Here is a 15,036-nt window from a genome sequence, read left to right as displayed (position 1 = left end):
ACCCTCAGTCGCCCATGAAGGCCGGCATCCAGCCTTCGTGGGCGGCGCGGAGTTCGGAGAGGGGCAGGTCGAGGCCGCCTTGGACCTTGATCGCCTCGCCGCCGGCCTCGCCCAGGATCGCCGCCGGGACGCCGGCCGCGCGGCAAGCCTGCAGGATGGGCGTCGGGTCGTTCAGGGCCACGAGGTAGCGGGCCTGGTCCTCGGCGAAGAGGGCCACCCAAGGCTCGCCTTCCAGACGTAGGTCGGCGCCGACGTTCGAGGCCAGGCACATCTCGCAGAGCGCCGCGGCCAGGCCGCCGTCCGAGAGGTCGTGGACGGTCTTGAGAGTTCCGGCTTCGACCAGCTTGCGGACCACGTCGCCGGTCTTGCGTTCCAGGGCCAGGTCGACGGGCGGCGGGGCGCCATCCTCACGGCCGGCCACCTCGCGCAGGTACATCGACGCGCCGAGCTCGCCGGCGGTGGCGCCGATCAGCACCAGGACGTCGCCCGCCTTCAGGTTGCTGAAATCCGCCCGCCTGGCGGAGTCGGCCAGAAGGCCCACGCCGCCCACGGCGGGGGTAGGCGGAATGGCGGCGCCGTTGGTCTCGTTGTAGAGGCTGACGTTGCCGCTCACGACCGGGAAGTCGAGCTCGCGGCAGGCCTCGGCCATGCCTTCGATGGCGCGGACGATCTGGCCCATGATCTCCGGGCGTTCCGGATTGCCGAAGTTCAGGTTGTCGGTGATGGCGATGGGGGTGGCGCCGACCGCGGTGAGGTTGCGCCAGGCCTCGGCCACGGCCTGCTTGCCGCCCTCGTAAGGGTCGTTCTGCACGTAGCGCGGCGTCACGTCGGAGGTGACGGCCAGGGCCTTCTTCGTGCCGTGGACGCGGACGATCCCGGCGTCGGCGCCCGTGGACGAGTCCTCCAGGGTGTCGGCCATGACGTGGCGGTCGTACTGCTCCCAGAGCCAGCGCTTGGAGGCCATGTCGGGGGCGCTCATCAGCTTGAGCACGGCGGCCTTGAGGTCGCCGGGGGTCGGCAGGTCGGCGACGGCCAGGCGCGGCTGGGGCGCCGGGGCGGTCCAGGGGCGGTCGTAAAGCGGCGCGTCGTCGAACAGCGGCGCCAGCGGCACGTCGCAGACCGTCTCGCCCTTGTGCTTCAGCACGAGGTGGCCGGTGTCGGTGGTGACGCCGATGACAGCCGCGTCCAGGCCCCACTTCTCGAAGATCGCGTGGCCGTCGCGCTCGCGGCCGGGCTTCAGGACCGCCAGCATGCGCTCCTGGCTCTCCGAGAGCATCATCTCGTAGGCGGTCATGCCCTCTTCGCGCTGGGGCACGGCGTCGAGGTCGAGCTCGATGCCGACGCCGCCCTTGCCGGCCATCTCGACCGACGAGGAGGTGAGGCCGGCCGCGCCCATGTCCTGGATGGCGGCCACGGCGCCCGAGGCCATGAGTTCGAGGGTGGCTTCGATCAGCAGCTTCTCGGCGAAGGGATCGCCGACCTGGACGGTCGGGCGCTTCTCTTCCGAGGCGTCGTCGAATTCCTGGCTGGCCATGGTGGCGCCGTGGATGCCGTCGCGGCCGGTCTTGGAGCCGAAATAGACCACGCTGAAGCCTGCGGCAGGGGCGGCCGAGTAGAAGATCTTGTCCGCGTCGGCCAGGCCCACGCACATGGCGTTGACCAGGATGTTGCCGTCGTAGCCGCGGTGGAAGTTGGTCTCGCCGGCCACGGTGGGCACGCCGACGCAGTTGCCGTAGCCGCCGATGCCGCTGACCACGCCGGAGACCAGGCGCCTGGTCTTGGGATGGCTGGGATCGCCGAAGCGCAGGGCGTTCAGCAGCGCGATGGGCCGGGCGCCCATGGTGAAGACGTCGCGCATGATGCCGCCGACGCCGGTGGCCGCGCCCTGGTAGGGCTCGATGTAGGACGGGTGGTTGTGGCTCTCCATCTTGAAGATGCAGGCCTGGCCGTCGCCGATGTCGATGACGCCCGCGTTCTCGCCCGGACCGCAGATCACCTTGGGGCCCGTGGTGGGGAACTTCACCAGGTGTTTCTTCGACGACTTGTACGAGCAGTGCTCGGACCACATCACCGAGAAGACGCCCAGCTCGACGTCGTTCGGCTCGCGGTTCAGGCGCTTGAGGATGACGTCGTATTCGTCGGCCTTCAGGCCATATTCGGCGGCCTTCTCGGCCATGGTCTTGGAGGGCTGGGCGCTCATGGCGCGCCTATAGCCGGACTCTCCCGAGAGGGCGAGGGGGGCCGCCCGCCGGGTCGTCACATCCATTGCGGGCGACTTGAGTCTCGCGCTACCGATGGACGATCAGCTTGGGGGTAATGAATGAGAGTTGGTCTGTCTGTCGCGGCGGCTTCTGTGTTCCTGGGACTAGTTGCGCCGGCGTCGGCCGCCGTCATCACCCAGCGGTTCGAGTTCACGGCGACGGACTTTGCCGTCTATTCCGGGCCTCTGCCGGCGCCGACCGATCCGGTGACAGGCGTGATCTTCATCACCTACGACCCTGAGGCCACGCAGGCGCCGACGGACGTCGGGATCGATTTCACGAGCCTCAATATCGCCCATGCGACCGTGAAGTTCACCTACACATATCTCCCAGCCGTCGATGATGGCGTGCTCGACATCGGCTCCAGTCCCAACGCGGGCGGAGGGTTCTCGATCGCTGCACCGGGCGATTATGGCATCTCGATCTTCAACCTGCGCACGACGCCGCGGCTCGGCTACGTCCAGTACATGACCGGGGAGGGCAACTACTACAGCCTTACCGGCGAACTCGCCGCCGCCACGGTCCCAGAGCCCGCGACCTGGGCGCTGATGCTTTCGGGCTTCGGCCTTGTGGGGGCGGGGCTGCGGTCGCGGCGCGAGCGGATCGCGACCGCCTGAGGCCTCAACGCGTCTGGCCGCCATCCACGGGCACCACGGCGCCGGTGACGAAGCTGGCGAGCGGGCTGAGCAGGAAGGCGGCGACGGCGCCGATCTCCTCGGGGCGGCCGAAGCGGTTCAGCGGCACTTCGCGCTTGATCCAGCGCGACCAGGCCTCGGCGCGGGGGCCGGTGGCGTTGGCCTCCCAGCTCCCGCCCGGGAAGATGATGTTGCCAGGCGCGATGGCGTTGACGCGCACGCCGGTTGGGCCGGCGATGCGGGCGAGTTCCTTGGTCAGGTGGTTCATGGCGGCCTTGGCGGTGCCGTAGGTCAGGGCCGTGCCCAGCGCGCCCAGGCCCGCGATGGAGCTGATGGTCAGGACCGAGCCCTCGCCGCGCGGGGTCATGCGGCGGAGCGCGGCGCGGGCAAGGCGCCAGGCGGAATCGAGGTTCTGGGTGAAGCCGGCGTCCCAGGTCTCGTCGTCCACCTCGAAGCCGGGCGGGCAGGGATAGAGGCCCACATTGGCGACGGCGCCGTAGATGGGACCGAACTCGGCCTCGGTGCGTTCGACGGCGTTCTCGATGACCTTGGTGTCGCGCATGTCGCCGGAGAGGGCGAACAGGCGATCCGCGCCATAGGCCTCGGCCAGGCGGGCGCGCTCGGCCTCGAGGGTTTCGGCGCCGCGGGCGGTGATGGCCACCTTGGCGCCCTCGGCCAGGCAGGCTTCCACGATGCCCAGCCCGATGCCGCGGCTGGCGCCGGCGACGAAGATGACCTTGCCGTCGAGCTGCAGGTGCATGGGGGCTCCTATTCGCGGCCTTCGAGGATCGCCAGCGCTTGTTCGGCCAGCGGCGGGCAGCCGTTGACGGCTTCGCGCTCGCTGGCCAGGACGCCGGCCAGGGTGCGGGCGTAGACGCCTTGCGAGATGGAGGCCAGGCGGAAGATCGAGAAGGCCATCAGGAACGGCCAGTCGGGGATCTCGCCCCGGCCGGTGCGTTGGCAGTAGCGGGCGACGTACTGGGCCTCGGTGGGGATGCCGCTGGCGGCCAGGTCGACGCCGTCCAGGCTGCCCCAGCCCGGCGAGTGCGAGCGCCAGATGAAGGCGTTGTAGGCGATGTCGGCCAGCGGATGGCCGATGGTGGAGAGCTCCCAGTCCAGCACCGCGATGATCCGCGGCTCGGTCGGGTGATACATGACGTTCTCGAGCCGGTAGTCGCCGTGGGCGATGGAGACCGACTGGTCGGCCGGGATGCGGGCCGGCAGCTTCTCGATCAGGGCGTCCATGGCCGGGATCGTCTCGGTGGCGGCGTCGCGGTACTGGCGCGTCCAGCGGGCCACCTGACGCTCGAAATAGTTGCCGGGGCGGCCGTAGTCGCCGAGGCCCACCGCTTCGAAGTCGACCTGGTGCAGCTTGGCCAGGGTGGCGTTCAGGTCGTCATAGATCGCGGCGCGCTCGGCGGGCGCCATGCCGGGCAGGGCGGCGTCGCGGAAGATGCGCCCCGACAGATAGTCCATCACGTAGAAAGCGGTGCCTATGACCTCGGGGTCCTCGCAGAGCGCGCGCATCTTCGGCACGGGGATGTGGCCGTCGAGGGCCTTCATCACCCGGTACTCGCGGTCGACCTGGTGGGCGCTGGAGAGCAGTTGGCCCGGCGGCTTCTTACGCAGGACGTAGCGGCGGCCCTCACCGTTGGTGAGCAGGAAGGTGGGGTTGGACGCCCCGCCCTGGAACTGCTGGACCCGCAGGGCGTCGCCGACCTCGGGCACGGCCTTTCGCAGCCAGGCGTGGAGTTTGGCCTCGTCGAAGCGGTGCTTCTCGACGACGTCGCGGACGGGCGGATCTGTGGCGGTCACGGTCATGGACGGCACAGTGTGACCTTGCCGCCGGGGCATTCAACCGTTGGCGGAGATCGCCTCGCTTGGCCGCCGGAACGGCCAGTTCACCACGCCGCCGGCGAAGAGCGCCCACCAGATGAGGACGGGCTGAAAGGCCAGGCGCGGGCCATGGTACCACCAGCTGTCCGGCAGCGACGCGACATGAATGCCCCACAGCGCGTGGTAGATGTTCGCCGGCCAGACGCAGAGGGCGTAGAGCGCGAGCATCCGCCCGGCCCAGCGGCGGGTTTGCGGGATCAGCAGGCCCACGGCGCCGAAGACCTCGCAGACGCCGGTGATCGCGATGACGGCCTCCGGGAAGGGAATGATGGGTGGCATGATCCGCAGGAAGCCGCCCGGCGCGCGCAGGTGGAGCAGGCCAGCGGCAAGATAGAAGGCGGCCAGCACGAGGCCGAGGAAGAGCCGAAACAGGTCGAGGCGGGTGCGAGGCATCCATCCATCTGGCAGGGTTTGCCGGGGCGGTTCAATGCGTGGGGTGACGCCGTTGCACGGCGCAGCGTGGCGCGGCCCTACTGGAAGAGCTGCAGCAGGTAGTTCGGCTGTTGGTTGGCGATGCGCATCGCGTAGATCGCGAGCTGCTGGCGGACCTGGAGCGCCTGCCACCGGGCGCTTTCCTTGGCGAGGTCGGCGTCGACCAGATTGCCGATGCCGGCTTCGATGGCGTCCTGCTGCTTGCCGACGAACTTCAGGTGGCTTTCCAGCGACTTGGAGCCTGTGCCCAGGCGCGAGATGGCGTTGTTTACGTTGGTGGTGACGGTCGCGATGTCGCTGACCGAGGTGGCGGTGAAGCCAGCCATCAGGTCGGCGGGCAGGCCGGCCATCAGCGAGCCGCCGGTCGACATGTCGAAGTGGCCGACGTCGATGGTGGAGGTGGCGCTGGTGTTGGCGAGCGCCCGGACCTGGTCGGTGGATCCGCCGCCGGCCAGCAGGTTCAGCCCGCCGAAGCCGGCGTTGGAGACGGCATTGTCGATCTGCTTGCGCAGCGCGAGGTAGTTCTCGTTGATCGCAACGCGAGCCGGGTCGGACGCAGGATAGTCGGCGGCGGAGACCGCCAGCTCCTTCATCTGGTTGAGCAGGTCGGAGACCGTCTCGGCGGCGCTGATCGCGGTGTCGACCACGGACATGCCCCGCTGGAGCGACGACGTCACGGCGTCGAGGCCGCGCAGCTCGGCGCGCTGGTTCTGGGCGATGGCCCAGATGGCGGGATTGTCCTTGGCGCTGTTGACCTTCTTGCCGGTGGTGATGCGCATCTGCACTTCAGCCATCTCGGCATTAATCGCGTTGAACGTCGCGATGGCGGCCATCGCGCCCACGTTCGTATTGATGCTGTTGTACGGCATCACGCGACCCAGGTTTCACCAGCCGGCCCTGAGGCCGTGGGACATTCTGCCCCACGCCGACTTTGCCTCGGCAGGCTTAGGCAAGCGTTACCGCACGGCGTTATGTTTCCTCTCCCACGAGACGAAGCCCGAGGGAGAGGAGCCCCTGCCTACTGGACCGGAACAACCGGCAGCTCGATCGACGAGGCGGTGTCGCCGGTCAGGTAGATGCGCTGGGTGGCCTTCTTGTAGTCGGACGGCTTGGCGAAGAAGACGTTCGGCACATAGGTCTGCGGGTTGCGGTCGTAGAGCGGGAACCAGCTCGACTGGACCTGGACCATGATCCGGTGGCCCGGCTTGAACACGTGGTTCGTGGGCGGCAGTTCGTAGCGGTACTTCTGGACCTTGCCGGCTGGGATGGGCGAGGGCTTCTCGAAGCTCTCACGGTAGCGGCCGCGGAAGATCTCCATGGCCACGCCCAGCTCGTAGCCGCCCATCGGCGCGTCCGAGGGCACCGCGTCCGGGTAGACGTCGATCAGCTTCACCACCCAGTCGCTGTCGGTGCCGCTGGTGGAGGCGAACAGGTTCACGACGGGCTCGCCCGAGATCTTCATCGGCGCGGTGAGCGGCTCGGTGACGAAGGTGAGCACGTCGGGGCGGCCGTCCGCGTGGCGCTGGTCGGACGAGAGCCAGTAGCGCCACTGGTCCGGGTCGTCCCAGCGGACCGGGCGGCGGACGTAGGGCACGGGCTTGGCGGGGTCGGAAACGTATTCCTCGAACGCGGCGCCGGAGGTGGGCTTGTCGAAGGAGAGGCCCAGGCCGGGCGTCAGGTAGATCGGCTTCATCGTCGCCGCGCAGCCGCTCTCGCAGGCCTGCGGGTATTTCTGGAGCTTGTTCCACTCCATCGATCCGCTGTCGAAGATGAACACCGGCGGGATGTCGGCCTTGGGCGCGTTCGTCTTCAGGTATTGGTCCAGGAACGGCTTCATTACCTTGGTGCGGAACTCGGTGGCCGTATCGCCGGGGAGCTTCAGGTTCGGGCCGAGCTGGCGCTGCTCGTAGTTGACGCCGGAGTGGCGCCAGGGGCCCAGCGCCAGGAAGTTCATGTCGTTGTTGGCGTCCTTGGCCTCGGTGGCCTCGTAGGCGTGGATGGCGCCGTAGATGTCTTCCTGGTCCCACAGAGCGCCGACCCAGAGGGTGGGCACCTTCAGCGGCTGCTTCGCCAGGATCTTGTCCAGGGCCTGGCCCTGCCACCAGGCGTCGTACGAGGGGTGTTCGCTGATCTTGCGCCAAGCGGGGATCTGGTCGAGGCCCGCGGCCTTGGCGAAGTCGCCCGCCGAGCCTGCGCGCAAGAAGTTGTCGTAGTCGTCGAACGACTGGCGCGGGATGTCGTCGCCCTCGCCCTTCGCGGTCATCTGGCTGGTGAACCAGTCGAAGTTGATCATCCGGAACGCGCCGTTCTGGAACCAGTCGTCGCCCATCCAGCCGTCGACCATCGGGCTCTGCGGCACGGCGGCCTTCAGCGCCGGGTGCGGATTGATCAGGGCCATGGCCGAGGTGAAGCCCGGGTAGGACGAACCGGTGATCCCCACGCGGCCGTTGCTCTCCTTCACGTGCTTCACCAGCCAGTCGATGGTGTCGTAGGCGTCGGTGGCGTGGTCGACCTCGCTGGAGTTGAGCGGGCCGCGCAGCGGACGGTTCAGAACGTAGTCGCCCTCGGACCCGTACTTGCCGCGGACGTCCTGGTAGACGCGGATATAGCCGTCGGCGAGGAAGGGCTCGTCCACCTGGGCGCCGGTGGCGGCGGCGTGGGGCGACAGCGCCCGGCCGGCCGACTTCTTGGCGTTGTAGGGCGTGCGCGTCAGCAGGATCGGCGCGTCCTTGGCCCCCTTGGGGATGATCATCACCGTGTACAGCTTCACGCCGTCGCGCATGGGGATCATCTCCACGCGCTTGACGTAGTCGTACGACGCCGTCGGCCACTGGAAGTCCTTCGCGATGTCCGGGGTCATCGTGGGCGTCTCGGCGGCGGAAATCGGGGCCGAGACCAGCGAAAGGGCGAGGGCGGCGCAGCCGGCCGCTAGCGAGCGTGACAGATTCATGCTCCGACCGTAGCAAGACGCGGATGGGTTCGCGACAGGCTGTGGAGGGCGTCGGGCGATGCGTGGACGGAATGTGGCCGGGTTGCTGATGGCCGGCCTGCTGGTCTCGGTGGCGAGCTCGGCGCTGGCGGCCGTGGGGTCGGCCGATGGGACCTTCAAGACCCTCTACGAGAAGGAGTGGGCCTGGCGGCAGGAGGAGCTGGCGCGCAGCGACGGCCCCGAGGACGACACCCTGGCGCCGCGCCTGCCGCACGTGGACCCCGCCAGCCAAGCCAAGCGGCTGGCCTACTGGCAGGACGTGAGGAAGCAGCTCGACGCGATCAAGCTGGCCGACCTCTCGCCCGAGCAGCAGGTGAACTATCAGGTCTATCGCGACCAGATCGACGTGCTGATCAACCAGCAGAAGTTCCGCGAGTACGAGAAGCCGTTCAACTCCGACAGCTCGTTCTGGTCGAACTTCAACTACAAAGCCCGCCGGACGTTCGTGACCGCGGAGGACTACGAGAACTACATTTCGCAACTACGCGACATCCCTCGCTATTTCGAGGAGTCCAAGGCGAACATGCGCGCCGGCCTGAAGCGGGGCTGGACGCCGCCGAAGGCCACCCTGGTGGGCCGCGAGGTCTCGGTCTCGGCGACGGTGGATGCGAAGGCCGCCGAGGACACGCTGTTCTGGCAGCCGTTCAAGTCGATGCCGGCGTCGATCCCTGCAGACCGCCAGGCTGCGCTGAAGGCCGAGGCCAAGAAGGTTATCGAAGGCGACGTGCAGCCGGCCTACGCCACGCTGCTGACCTTCCTGCGCGACGACTACATCCCGAAGACGACCGACACCCTGGCGGCCGAGAAGCTGCCGGACGGCAAGGCCTACTACCAGGCGCAGATCAAGGAGTTCGCCACCGTCGACATGACGCCGGAGCAGATCCACCAGCTGGGGCTGAGCGAGGTGGCGAAGATCCGGGCGCAGATGGAGGAGGTGCGCAAGGAGACGGGCTTCCAGGGCGATCTGCCGGCGTTCTTCGCCTACCTGCGGACCGACCCGAAGTTCTATCCCAAGACCGAGCAGGAGCTGCTGAACACGGGCGCCTGGATCGCCAAGCGGGTGGACGGCAAGCTGGGGGCCTATTTCGGCTGGCTGCCGCGCAGCCGCTTCACGATCATCCCGGTGCCGCCGGACATGGCGCCGTTCTACACTTCGGCGCGCGGCGGCAAGACCGCCTACCTGATCAACACCTACAACCTGCCGTCGCGGCCGCTCTACAACATGACGGCGCTGACGCTGCACGAGAGCGCGCCGGGCCACTCGTTCCAGGGCGGCCTGGCCGAGGAGCAGGAGGGGCTGCCGGACTTCCGCCGCTACGTCTACATCTCGGCCTTCGGCGAGGGCTGGGCGCTCTACTGCGAGTACCTGGGCCTGGAGATGGGGATGTACGACACCCCCTACGACCGGTTCGGCTACCTGACGTTCCAGATGTGGCGGGCGGCGCGGCTGGTGGTGGACACCGGGATCCACCACAAGGGCTGGACACGCGCCCAGGCCATCCAGTTCCTGCACGACAACACCGCGCTGTCGGACCACGACATCGAGATCGAGGTGGACCGGTACATCTCTTGGCCGGGCCAGGCGGTGAGCTATTACCTGGGGATGCTGGCGATCAAGGACGCGCGGGCCCGGGCCGAGAAGGCGCTGGGGCCGAAGTTCGACATCCGCGCCTTCCACGACACGGTGCTGAGCCTGGGGAGCGTGCCTTTGCCGGTGCTGCAGGCCCGCATCGACCAGTTCATCGCCGAAGGCGGCCGCGACCCGATGCCGGTCGCGTTCCAGAAGGAGAAGAAGGCGCCGTAACGCCTTCCCTCCCCCGGGGCGCAGCCCGAGGGGACGGGGGCGGAGACGCTAGGCGCTGGCGAGGGCGCTTTGGAAGAGGATGGCGCCGTCGGCGCTGCCGAGTTCGGCTTCGAACGCGCGGTCGGGGTGGGGCATCAGGCCCAGGACGTTGCCCGTAGCGTTGACGATGCCGGCGATGTCGCGCGCCGAGCCGTTGGGATTGTTCAGGTAGCGGAAGACGACGCGGCCTTCGCCTTCCAGACGGTCGAGGGTGTTCTCGTCGGCGAAGAAGTTGCCCTCGCCGTTGCCGACGGTCATCGTCGCCTGCCGGCGGCCCTGGTAGCCGGCGGTGAAGCGTGTCTGGGCGTTGGTGACCTCCAGATCGACCGCCTTGCAGACGTACTTCAGCTTCTCGTTGCGCAGCAGGGCGCCGGGCAGCATCCCCATCTCGCACAGCACCTGGAAGCCGTTGCAGATGCCGACGGTGGCCACGCCGCGCTCGGCGGCCGCCTTGACCTCGGACATCACCGGCGAGAGGGCCGCCATGGCCCCGCAGCGCAGGTAGTCGCCGTAGGAGAAGCCGCCGGGCAGGACGATCAGGTCCAGGCCCTCGGGCAGGGCGGTCTCTGCGTGCCAGACCATCTCCACCTGGGCGCCCGTCGAGCGCTCGATCGCCACCTTGCAGTCGCGGTCGCAGTTGGAACCCGGGAAGACGATGACGGCGGCTTTCATCAGGACCTCAGGCGCACTTGTCCAAAACGGGCGCGACCGGCGTGGCGTCGGGCGCGGGGAACGGCTCGCGGAACGTGAACGCCGCAGGCGAGGGGCCGAGACGCTCCAGGATCTCCAGCTTGGCCAGGCCCTCCTCGACGGAAGGCGTGTGGCCGGCGGGGATCCACCAGAGGGCCATGTAGATCTGCATGGCCTCGAACCACTCGCGCCGGCGGCGCATGATGTCGCGATGGGCGCTCCGATAGCCGTAACCGGCCAGGGCGTCCATGCCGGTCCACACGCTCATGTTCACGGCGAACAGCGGATCGTCCGGCCTGGGCTGGATGTCGGTGGCGTTGTTGCCCTCGCCCACCAGGCGCCAGACGAAGCCGGGCGTGGCCTCGGCCAGGGCGTTGATGCGGTCAAGGTTGTTCTTGAAGTCGGCGATCTGGGGGTGGTCGACCGGCTGCAGCAGGCGGCCGACGTTGATCTCGGCGAGGTGGAAGCCGGTCATTTCTCGCGCGTCCAATGCTTCAGGCTGTCCAGGTATGCGTGGAGCTGGTCGTAGCCCTTCCTGTCGCCATAGGGGCAGCCCGTGGTGACGACGTCGGAGCCCTTGGCCTTCTGCATCATGATCGCTGGATGCCCCGGCGCCCCCGTCTTGGTGATCAGATAGGAGGTCTTGCCGTCGGCGCTACTGGTGAAGCTGTAGGGTTCGGCGGGATCGTCGGGGGCCGGGACCATGTGCGGCTGGGCGCGGATCGCCGCGGCCTGGGCCTCGAACGGCTGGGCGCAGTCGAGGCCGAGGTAGGTGACGGGAGCTTCGGCCGGCTTCGAGCAGGCTCCGAGCGTGAGGAGGGCGGGAAGAACCGCCCAGCGCTTCACGCCAACTCCACCCGGTAGCTCTCGATGACCGTGTTCGCGAGCAGCTTCTCGCACATCGCCTTCACCTCGGCCTCGGCGGCGGCCTTGTCGGCGGAGGCGAGGTCGAACTCGATGGTCTTGCCGACGCGAACGTGCTCGACGCCGCCCCAGCCCAGGCCGTGCAGCGCCTGCTCGACCGCCTTGCCCTGGACGTCGAGGACGCCCGGCTTCAGGAAGACATGAACTTTCGCGCGCACTAGTGGAGGCCCCCCTGAATCACGGTGGGCATCTCCTTCATGATCCCGAGCCGGCGCGCAACCTCGGTGTAGCTCTCGATCACGTTGCCCAGGTCGCGGCGGAACCGGTCCTTGTCCAGCTTCTCGTTGGTCTGGCTGTCCCACAGGCGGCAGGAGTCGGGGCTGATCTCGTCGGCCAGGATGATGCGGGCGAAATCGTTCTCATAGACCCGGCCGAACTCGATCTTGAAATCGACCAGGGTGATGCCGACGCCGCTGAACAGCCCGGTCAGGAAGTCGTTCACCCGCAGGGTGAGCGCCATCATGTCGTCGATCTCCTGGGTCGAGGCCCAATTGAAGGCGGTGATGTGCTCCTCCGAGACCATCGGGTCGTGAAGCTTGTCGTCCTTCAGGTAGAACTCGATGATCGAGCGGGGCAGGGGCTGACCCTCAGGCAGGCCGTAGCGGGTGCTGAGCGAGCCGGCCGCGACGTTGCGGCACACCACCTCGAGGGGGATGATCTCCACTTCCTTGATGAGCTGTTCGCGCAGGTTCAGCCGCTTGATGAAGTGGTTCTGAACTCCGATCGAGTTCAGCTTCGTCATGATGTATTCGCTGATGCGGTTGTTGATCACCCCCTTGCCCTCGAGCACGGCCTTTTTGGTCGCGTCGAATGCGGTGGTGTCGTCCTTGAAGTACTGGATCAGCGTACCGGGTTCCGGGCCCTCATAGAGGATCTTGGCCTTCCCCTCGTAGATCTTCTTACGGCGGGTCATCTCTTGGCCTTCTCCATTGGCGAGGACTTACTCCGGTCGGGAAAACGAAAAACGCGCGCGGCTGTGATCCTCGCGCGCGGGTCCGACTCGGCCTCTCGCCCCATTCAGGCGCGACAAAAATAGCGTGTGCGACGCTGCGGCGCAAACTCGCGACGCCGGAGCCTCTTTCCATTGCGGGCCTGATCGGCACACGATATGGGATCGCCCGCTCCAAGAAGTTTGCCCCCAGGATACGATGACGACTTTCGACGAACGCGAACAAGGCTTCGAGAAGAAGTTCGCCCTCGACCAGGAGCAGGAGTTCAAGGCCCATGCGCGTCGCAACCGCGCGCTCGGCCAATGGGCGGCCGGCCTGATGGGCCTGGAAGGCGCCCATGTGGACGAATACGCCAAGGCGGTCGTGAAGTCGGACTTCGAGCTGCCCGGCGATGAGGACGTGTTCCGCAAGGTGTTCGAGGACCTGAAGGGCTCGGGCGTGAGCGTGTCCGAGGGCGAGGTCCGCATGAAGATGGCCGAGCTGCTGGCCCAGGCCCGCGAAGGCGTGCGCAGCGGGAACTAGGGCCCGGTTTCGCGAAGGCGAGCTCCCGAAGGATTTCAAAGAGGCGCGGCCGGTCGGCCGCGCCTTTTTCGTTCGTGGTCGGTCCTAGCGCTTCATCTGCGCCGCCAGCATCTTGCGGATGCCGGCGCCGTAGGGGGGACGCAGCGCCTGGAGCGGGCCGATGTCCTTCTTGATCTGGGTGTAGATCGCCTTGCGGTGGCTGAACTCCCGGAACCCGTCGTGGCCGTGGTAGCTGCCCATGCCGGACGGCCCCACGCCGCCGAACGGCAGCTCCTCCTGGGCCACGTGCATGATCACGTCGTTGACGGTGACCCCGCCCGGCGTGGTGGAGGCCAGCACCTTCTCGCGCTCGGACGCGTCGTCGCCGAAGTAGTAGAGCCCCAGCGGCCGGTCGTGGCCGTTCACATAGCCGATGGCCTCGTCGACGGTGCGATAGCTCTTCACCGGCAGGACGGGGCCGAAGATCTCCTCCTGCATCACCTTCATGTCGTCGGTGGGCTCCAGGATCAGGGTCGGGGCGATCTTGCGATGCTCCTGCTGGGTCAGGTCCTCGCCGTCGGGCTTGAGCTCGACGATGCGGGCGCCCTTGGCGCGGGCGTCGTCGATGTAGCCGGTGATGCGCTCGTAGTGCCGCTGGGCGACGATCGAGGTGTAGTCGGGGTTGTCCTTGATGGTGGGGAACATCTTGGCGACCGAGGCCCGGGCGGCCTCGACGAAGCCCTCGACGCTCTCCTGCGGGGCCAGCACGTAGTCGGGGGCCAGGCAGATCTGGCCGGCGTTCAGCGTCTTGCCGTTCATGATGCGGGCGGCGGCGACGCCGAGGTCGGCGGACTTGCCCACGATCACCGGGCTCTTGCCGCCCAGCTCCAGGGTGAGGGGCACCAGGTTCTCGGCGGCGGCGCGCATGACGTGGCGGGCGATCGAGGTGGCGCCGGTGAAGATCAGGTGGTCGAACGCGAGGCGGGTGAACTGCTCGCCCACCTCGGGGCCGCCGGTGACCACGGCGATCTCCTCCTCGGAGAACACCTTGCCGAACATGACCTTCATCAGCTCGGAGGTGGCGGGGGTGTATTCCGACGGCTTGATCATCGCCCGGTTGCCGGCGGCCAGGATGCCGGCCAGCGGCGCGAAGGTGAGGTTCACCGGGAAGTTCCAGGGGCTGATCACCCCCACGACGCCCTTGGGCTGGAACCGCACCTCGGCCTTGGCGCCGAACAGGCCCAGGATGGCGGGCGTGGTCTTGCGCTTCTCGGGCTTCATCCAGGCCTTGAGGTTGTCGCGGGCGTGCTTCAGCGGGCCGATGGAGCCGGCGACGTCGGTGAAGGCGGTGGCCTCCCGCGAGCGGGAGCCGAAGTCCTGGTGGAGCGCGTCCTCGATCTGGCCGCGGTGATCGACCAGGAGGCCGATGCAGCGTTCGATCCGGTCGATGCGCTGCTCGGCGGTCGGTGCGCCGTCGCGCAGGTGGGCCGCCTTCTGGCGCGCCAGGATGCCTTGCATGTCCATGGGTAGTCCCTCCCGTTGTCGGAGGAGAGGCGATTACGTGACGCGGCGGCGGTCAAGCTCTTCGAGATAGGGCCGGCTGACCTTCCTGGGCACGATCTGGGTCCAGGCTTCGAGGACGAGGGCGTCGAGTTCCGCCTCGTCGAGGTGGTCGAGGTCGACGTAGCTCCAGTAGACCGTCGCCACCGGACATTTGCTGAAGGTCTCGGGACGAATCTCGAACAACAGCTCCTGGTGGCCCTTCTCGAGCTTCAGGATCGCGCGGCCGTCGATCTCCAGCGCGAAGGTCTTCTTGCCCACGTTGAACCACGGGTTGCCGCGGTAGGTCACCTCGTGGGCGCCGGGGAGGGCCAGGGCGAGGCGGCGGAGGTCATGGATCGTGGTGGCGATGACC

16 protein-coding genes are annotated in these 15,036 nt (G+C 67.9%); 3 read left to right on the top strand and 13 right to left on the bottom strand.

Annotated elements, in window-relative coordinates:
- Window positions 1-4 precede the first annotated feature (4 nt).
- Complete coding sequence (gene purL, locus ACODSY_RS06695) at window positions 5-2,200, bottom strand: phosphoribosylformylglycinamidine synthase subunit PurL (RefSeq protein WP_488950916.1); 2,196 nt, start codon at window positions 2,198-2,200, stop codon at window positions 5-7.
- Between the two features lie 120 nt (window positions 2,201-2,320).
- On the opposite strand from purL, the gene ACODSY_RS06690 reads away from it, so the two are divergent.
- Entirely contained in the window at window positions 2,321-2,878 is a 558-nt protein-coding gene (locus tag ACODSY_RS06690; RefSeq protein WP_488950915.1) for a PEPxxWA-CTERM sorting domain-containing protein, read from the top strand.
- Window positions 2,879-2,882: 4 nt separating this feature from the next.
- Here ACODSY_RS06690 and ACODSY_RS06685 read toward each other — a convergent pair whose 3' ends face one another.
- The 5 genes from ACODSY_RS06685 to ACODSY_RS06665 all read right to left on the bottom strand — a co-directional run bounded on the left by ACODSY_RS06685 (window position 2,883) and on the right by ACODSY_RS06665 (window position 8,174).
- Window positions 2,883-3,656 (bottom strand): SDR family NAD(P)-dependent oxidoreductase, encoded by a 774-nt coding sequence (locus ACODSY_RS06685; RefSeq protein ID WP_488950914.1) that lies wholly within the window; start codon window positions 3,654-3,656, stop codon window positions 2,883-2,885.
- A gap of 8 nt (window positions 3,657-3,664) precedes the next feature.
- Window positions 3,665-4,717, bottom strand: a complete 1,053-nt coding sequence (locus ACODSY_RS06680) for a phosphotransferase family protein (protein WP_488950913.1) — start codon at window positions 4,715-4,717, stop codon at window positions 3,665-3,667.
- A gap of 33 nt (window positions 4,718-4,750) precedes the next feature.
- Entirely contained in the window at window positions 4,751-5,185 is a 435-nt protein-coding gene (locus ACODSY_RS06675) for a DoxX family protein (protein WP_488950912.1), read from the bottom strand.
- Between the two features lie 77 nt (window positions 5,186-5,262).
- On the bottom strand, window positions 5,263-6,093 hold the full coding sequence (locus ACODSY_RS06670; protein WP_488950911.1) for a flagellin: 831 nt from the start codon (window positions 6,091-6,093) through the stop codon (window positions 5,263-5,265).
- Between the two features lie 149 nt (window positions 6,094-6,242).
- Window positions 6,243-8,174 carry a CocE/NonD family hydrolase gene (locus ACODSY_RS06665; protein ID WP_488950910.1) on the bottom strand — a complete coding sequence of 644 codons (1,932 nt, stop codon included), beginning with the start codon at window positions 8,172-8,174 and terminating at the stop codon, window positions 6,243-6,245.
- A 58-nt stretch (window positions 8,175-8,232) separates the two neighbouring features.
- Here ACODSY_RS06665 and ACODSY_RS06660 point away from each other — a divergent pair, with 58 nt between their 5' ends.
- Complete coding sequence (locus ACODSY_RS06660) at window positions 8,233-10,017, top strand: DUF885 domain-containing protein (protein WP_488950909.1); 1,785 nt, start codon at window positions 8,233-8,235, stop codon at window positions 10,015-10,017.
- Between the two features lie 48 nt (window positions 10,018-10,065).
- Here the strand turns inward: ACODSY_RS06660 and purQ are convergent, their stop codons facing one another.
- Genes purQ through purC form a run of 5 tightly spaced genes read right to left on the bottom strand, consistent with a single transcriptional unit; the run spans window position 10,066 to window position 12,583 of the window.
- Window positions 10,066-10,728: a phosphoribosylformylglycinamidine synthase subunit PurQ gene (gene purQ, locus ACODSY_RS06655; RefSeq protein ID WP_488950908.1), complete on the bottom strand. Its 663-nt coding sequence runs from the start codon at window positions 10,726-10,728 to the stop codon at window positions 10,066-10,068.
- A gap of 7 nt (window positions 10,729-10,735) precedes the next feature.
- A complete protein-coding gene (locus ACODSY_RS06650; protein ID WP_488950907.1) occupies window positions 10,736-11,221 on the bottom strand; it encodes a DUF3291 domain-containing protein in 486 nt (161 codons plus the stop codon).
- Entirely contained in the window at window positions 11,218-11,592 is a 375-nt protein-coding gene (locus ACODSY_RS06645) for a hypothetical protein (RefSeq protein ID WP_488950906.1), read from the bottom strand. Before ACODSY_RS06645 ends, ACODSY_RS06650 begins: the two co-directional genes overlap by 4 nt.
- Complete coding sequence (gene purS / locus ACODSY_RS06640; RefSeq protein ID WP_488950905.1) at window positions 11,589-11,828, bottom strand: phosphoribosylformylglycinamidine synthase subunit PurS; 240 nt, start codon at window positions 11,826-11,828, stop codon at window positions 11,589-11,591. Before purS ends, ACODSY_RS06645 begins: the two co-directional genes overlap by 4 nt.
- On the bottom strand, window positions 11,828-12,583 hold the full coding sequence (purC, locus tag ACODSY_RS06635) for a phosphoribosylaminoimidazolesuccinocarboxamide synthase (RefSeq protein ID WP_488950904.1): 756 nt from the start codon (window positions 12,581-12,583) through the stop codon (window positions 11,828-11,830). Before purC ends, purS begins: the two co-directional genes overlap by 1 nt.
- A 235-nt stretch (window positions 12,584-12,818) precedes the next feature.
- On the opposite strand from purC, the gene ACODSY_RS06630 reads away from it, so the two are divergent.
- The gene (locus ACODSY_RS06630) at window positions 12,819-13,142 is read left to right on the top strand and encodes a DUF1476 domain-containing protein (RefSeq protein ID WP_488950903.1); all 324 of its coding nucleotides are present in this window, start codon (window positions 12,819-12,821) and stop codon (window positions 13,140-13,142) included.
- An 84-nt stretch (window positions 13,143-13,226) separates the two neighbouring features.
- Here ACODSY_RS06630 and ACODSY_RS06625 read toward each other — a convergent pair whose 3' ends face one another.
- The gene (locus ACODSY_RS06625) at window positions 13,227-14,645 is read right to left on the bottom strand and encodes a coniferyl aldehyde dehydrogenase (RefSeq protein ID WP_488950902.1); all 1,419 of its coding nucleotides are present in this window, start codon (window positions 14,643-14,645) and stop codon (window positions 13,227-13,229) included.
- Window positions 14,646-14,678: 33 nt separating this feature from the next.
- A complete protein-coding gene (locus ACODSY_RS06620; RefSeq protein WP_488951084.1) occupies window positions 14,679-14,996 on the bottom strand; it encodes an MmcQ/YjbR family DNA-binding protein in 318 nt (105 codons plus the stop codon).
- Window positions 14,997-15,036: the final 40 nt, after the last annotated feature.

Source organism: Phenylobacterium sp. FG114 (genome assembly GCF_057809855.1).
Note: the sequence above shows the minus strand (reverse complement) of the source record. Positions and strands in the feature narration are given on the sequence as shown.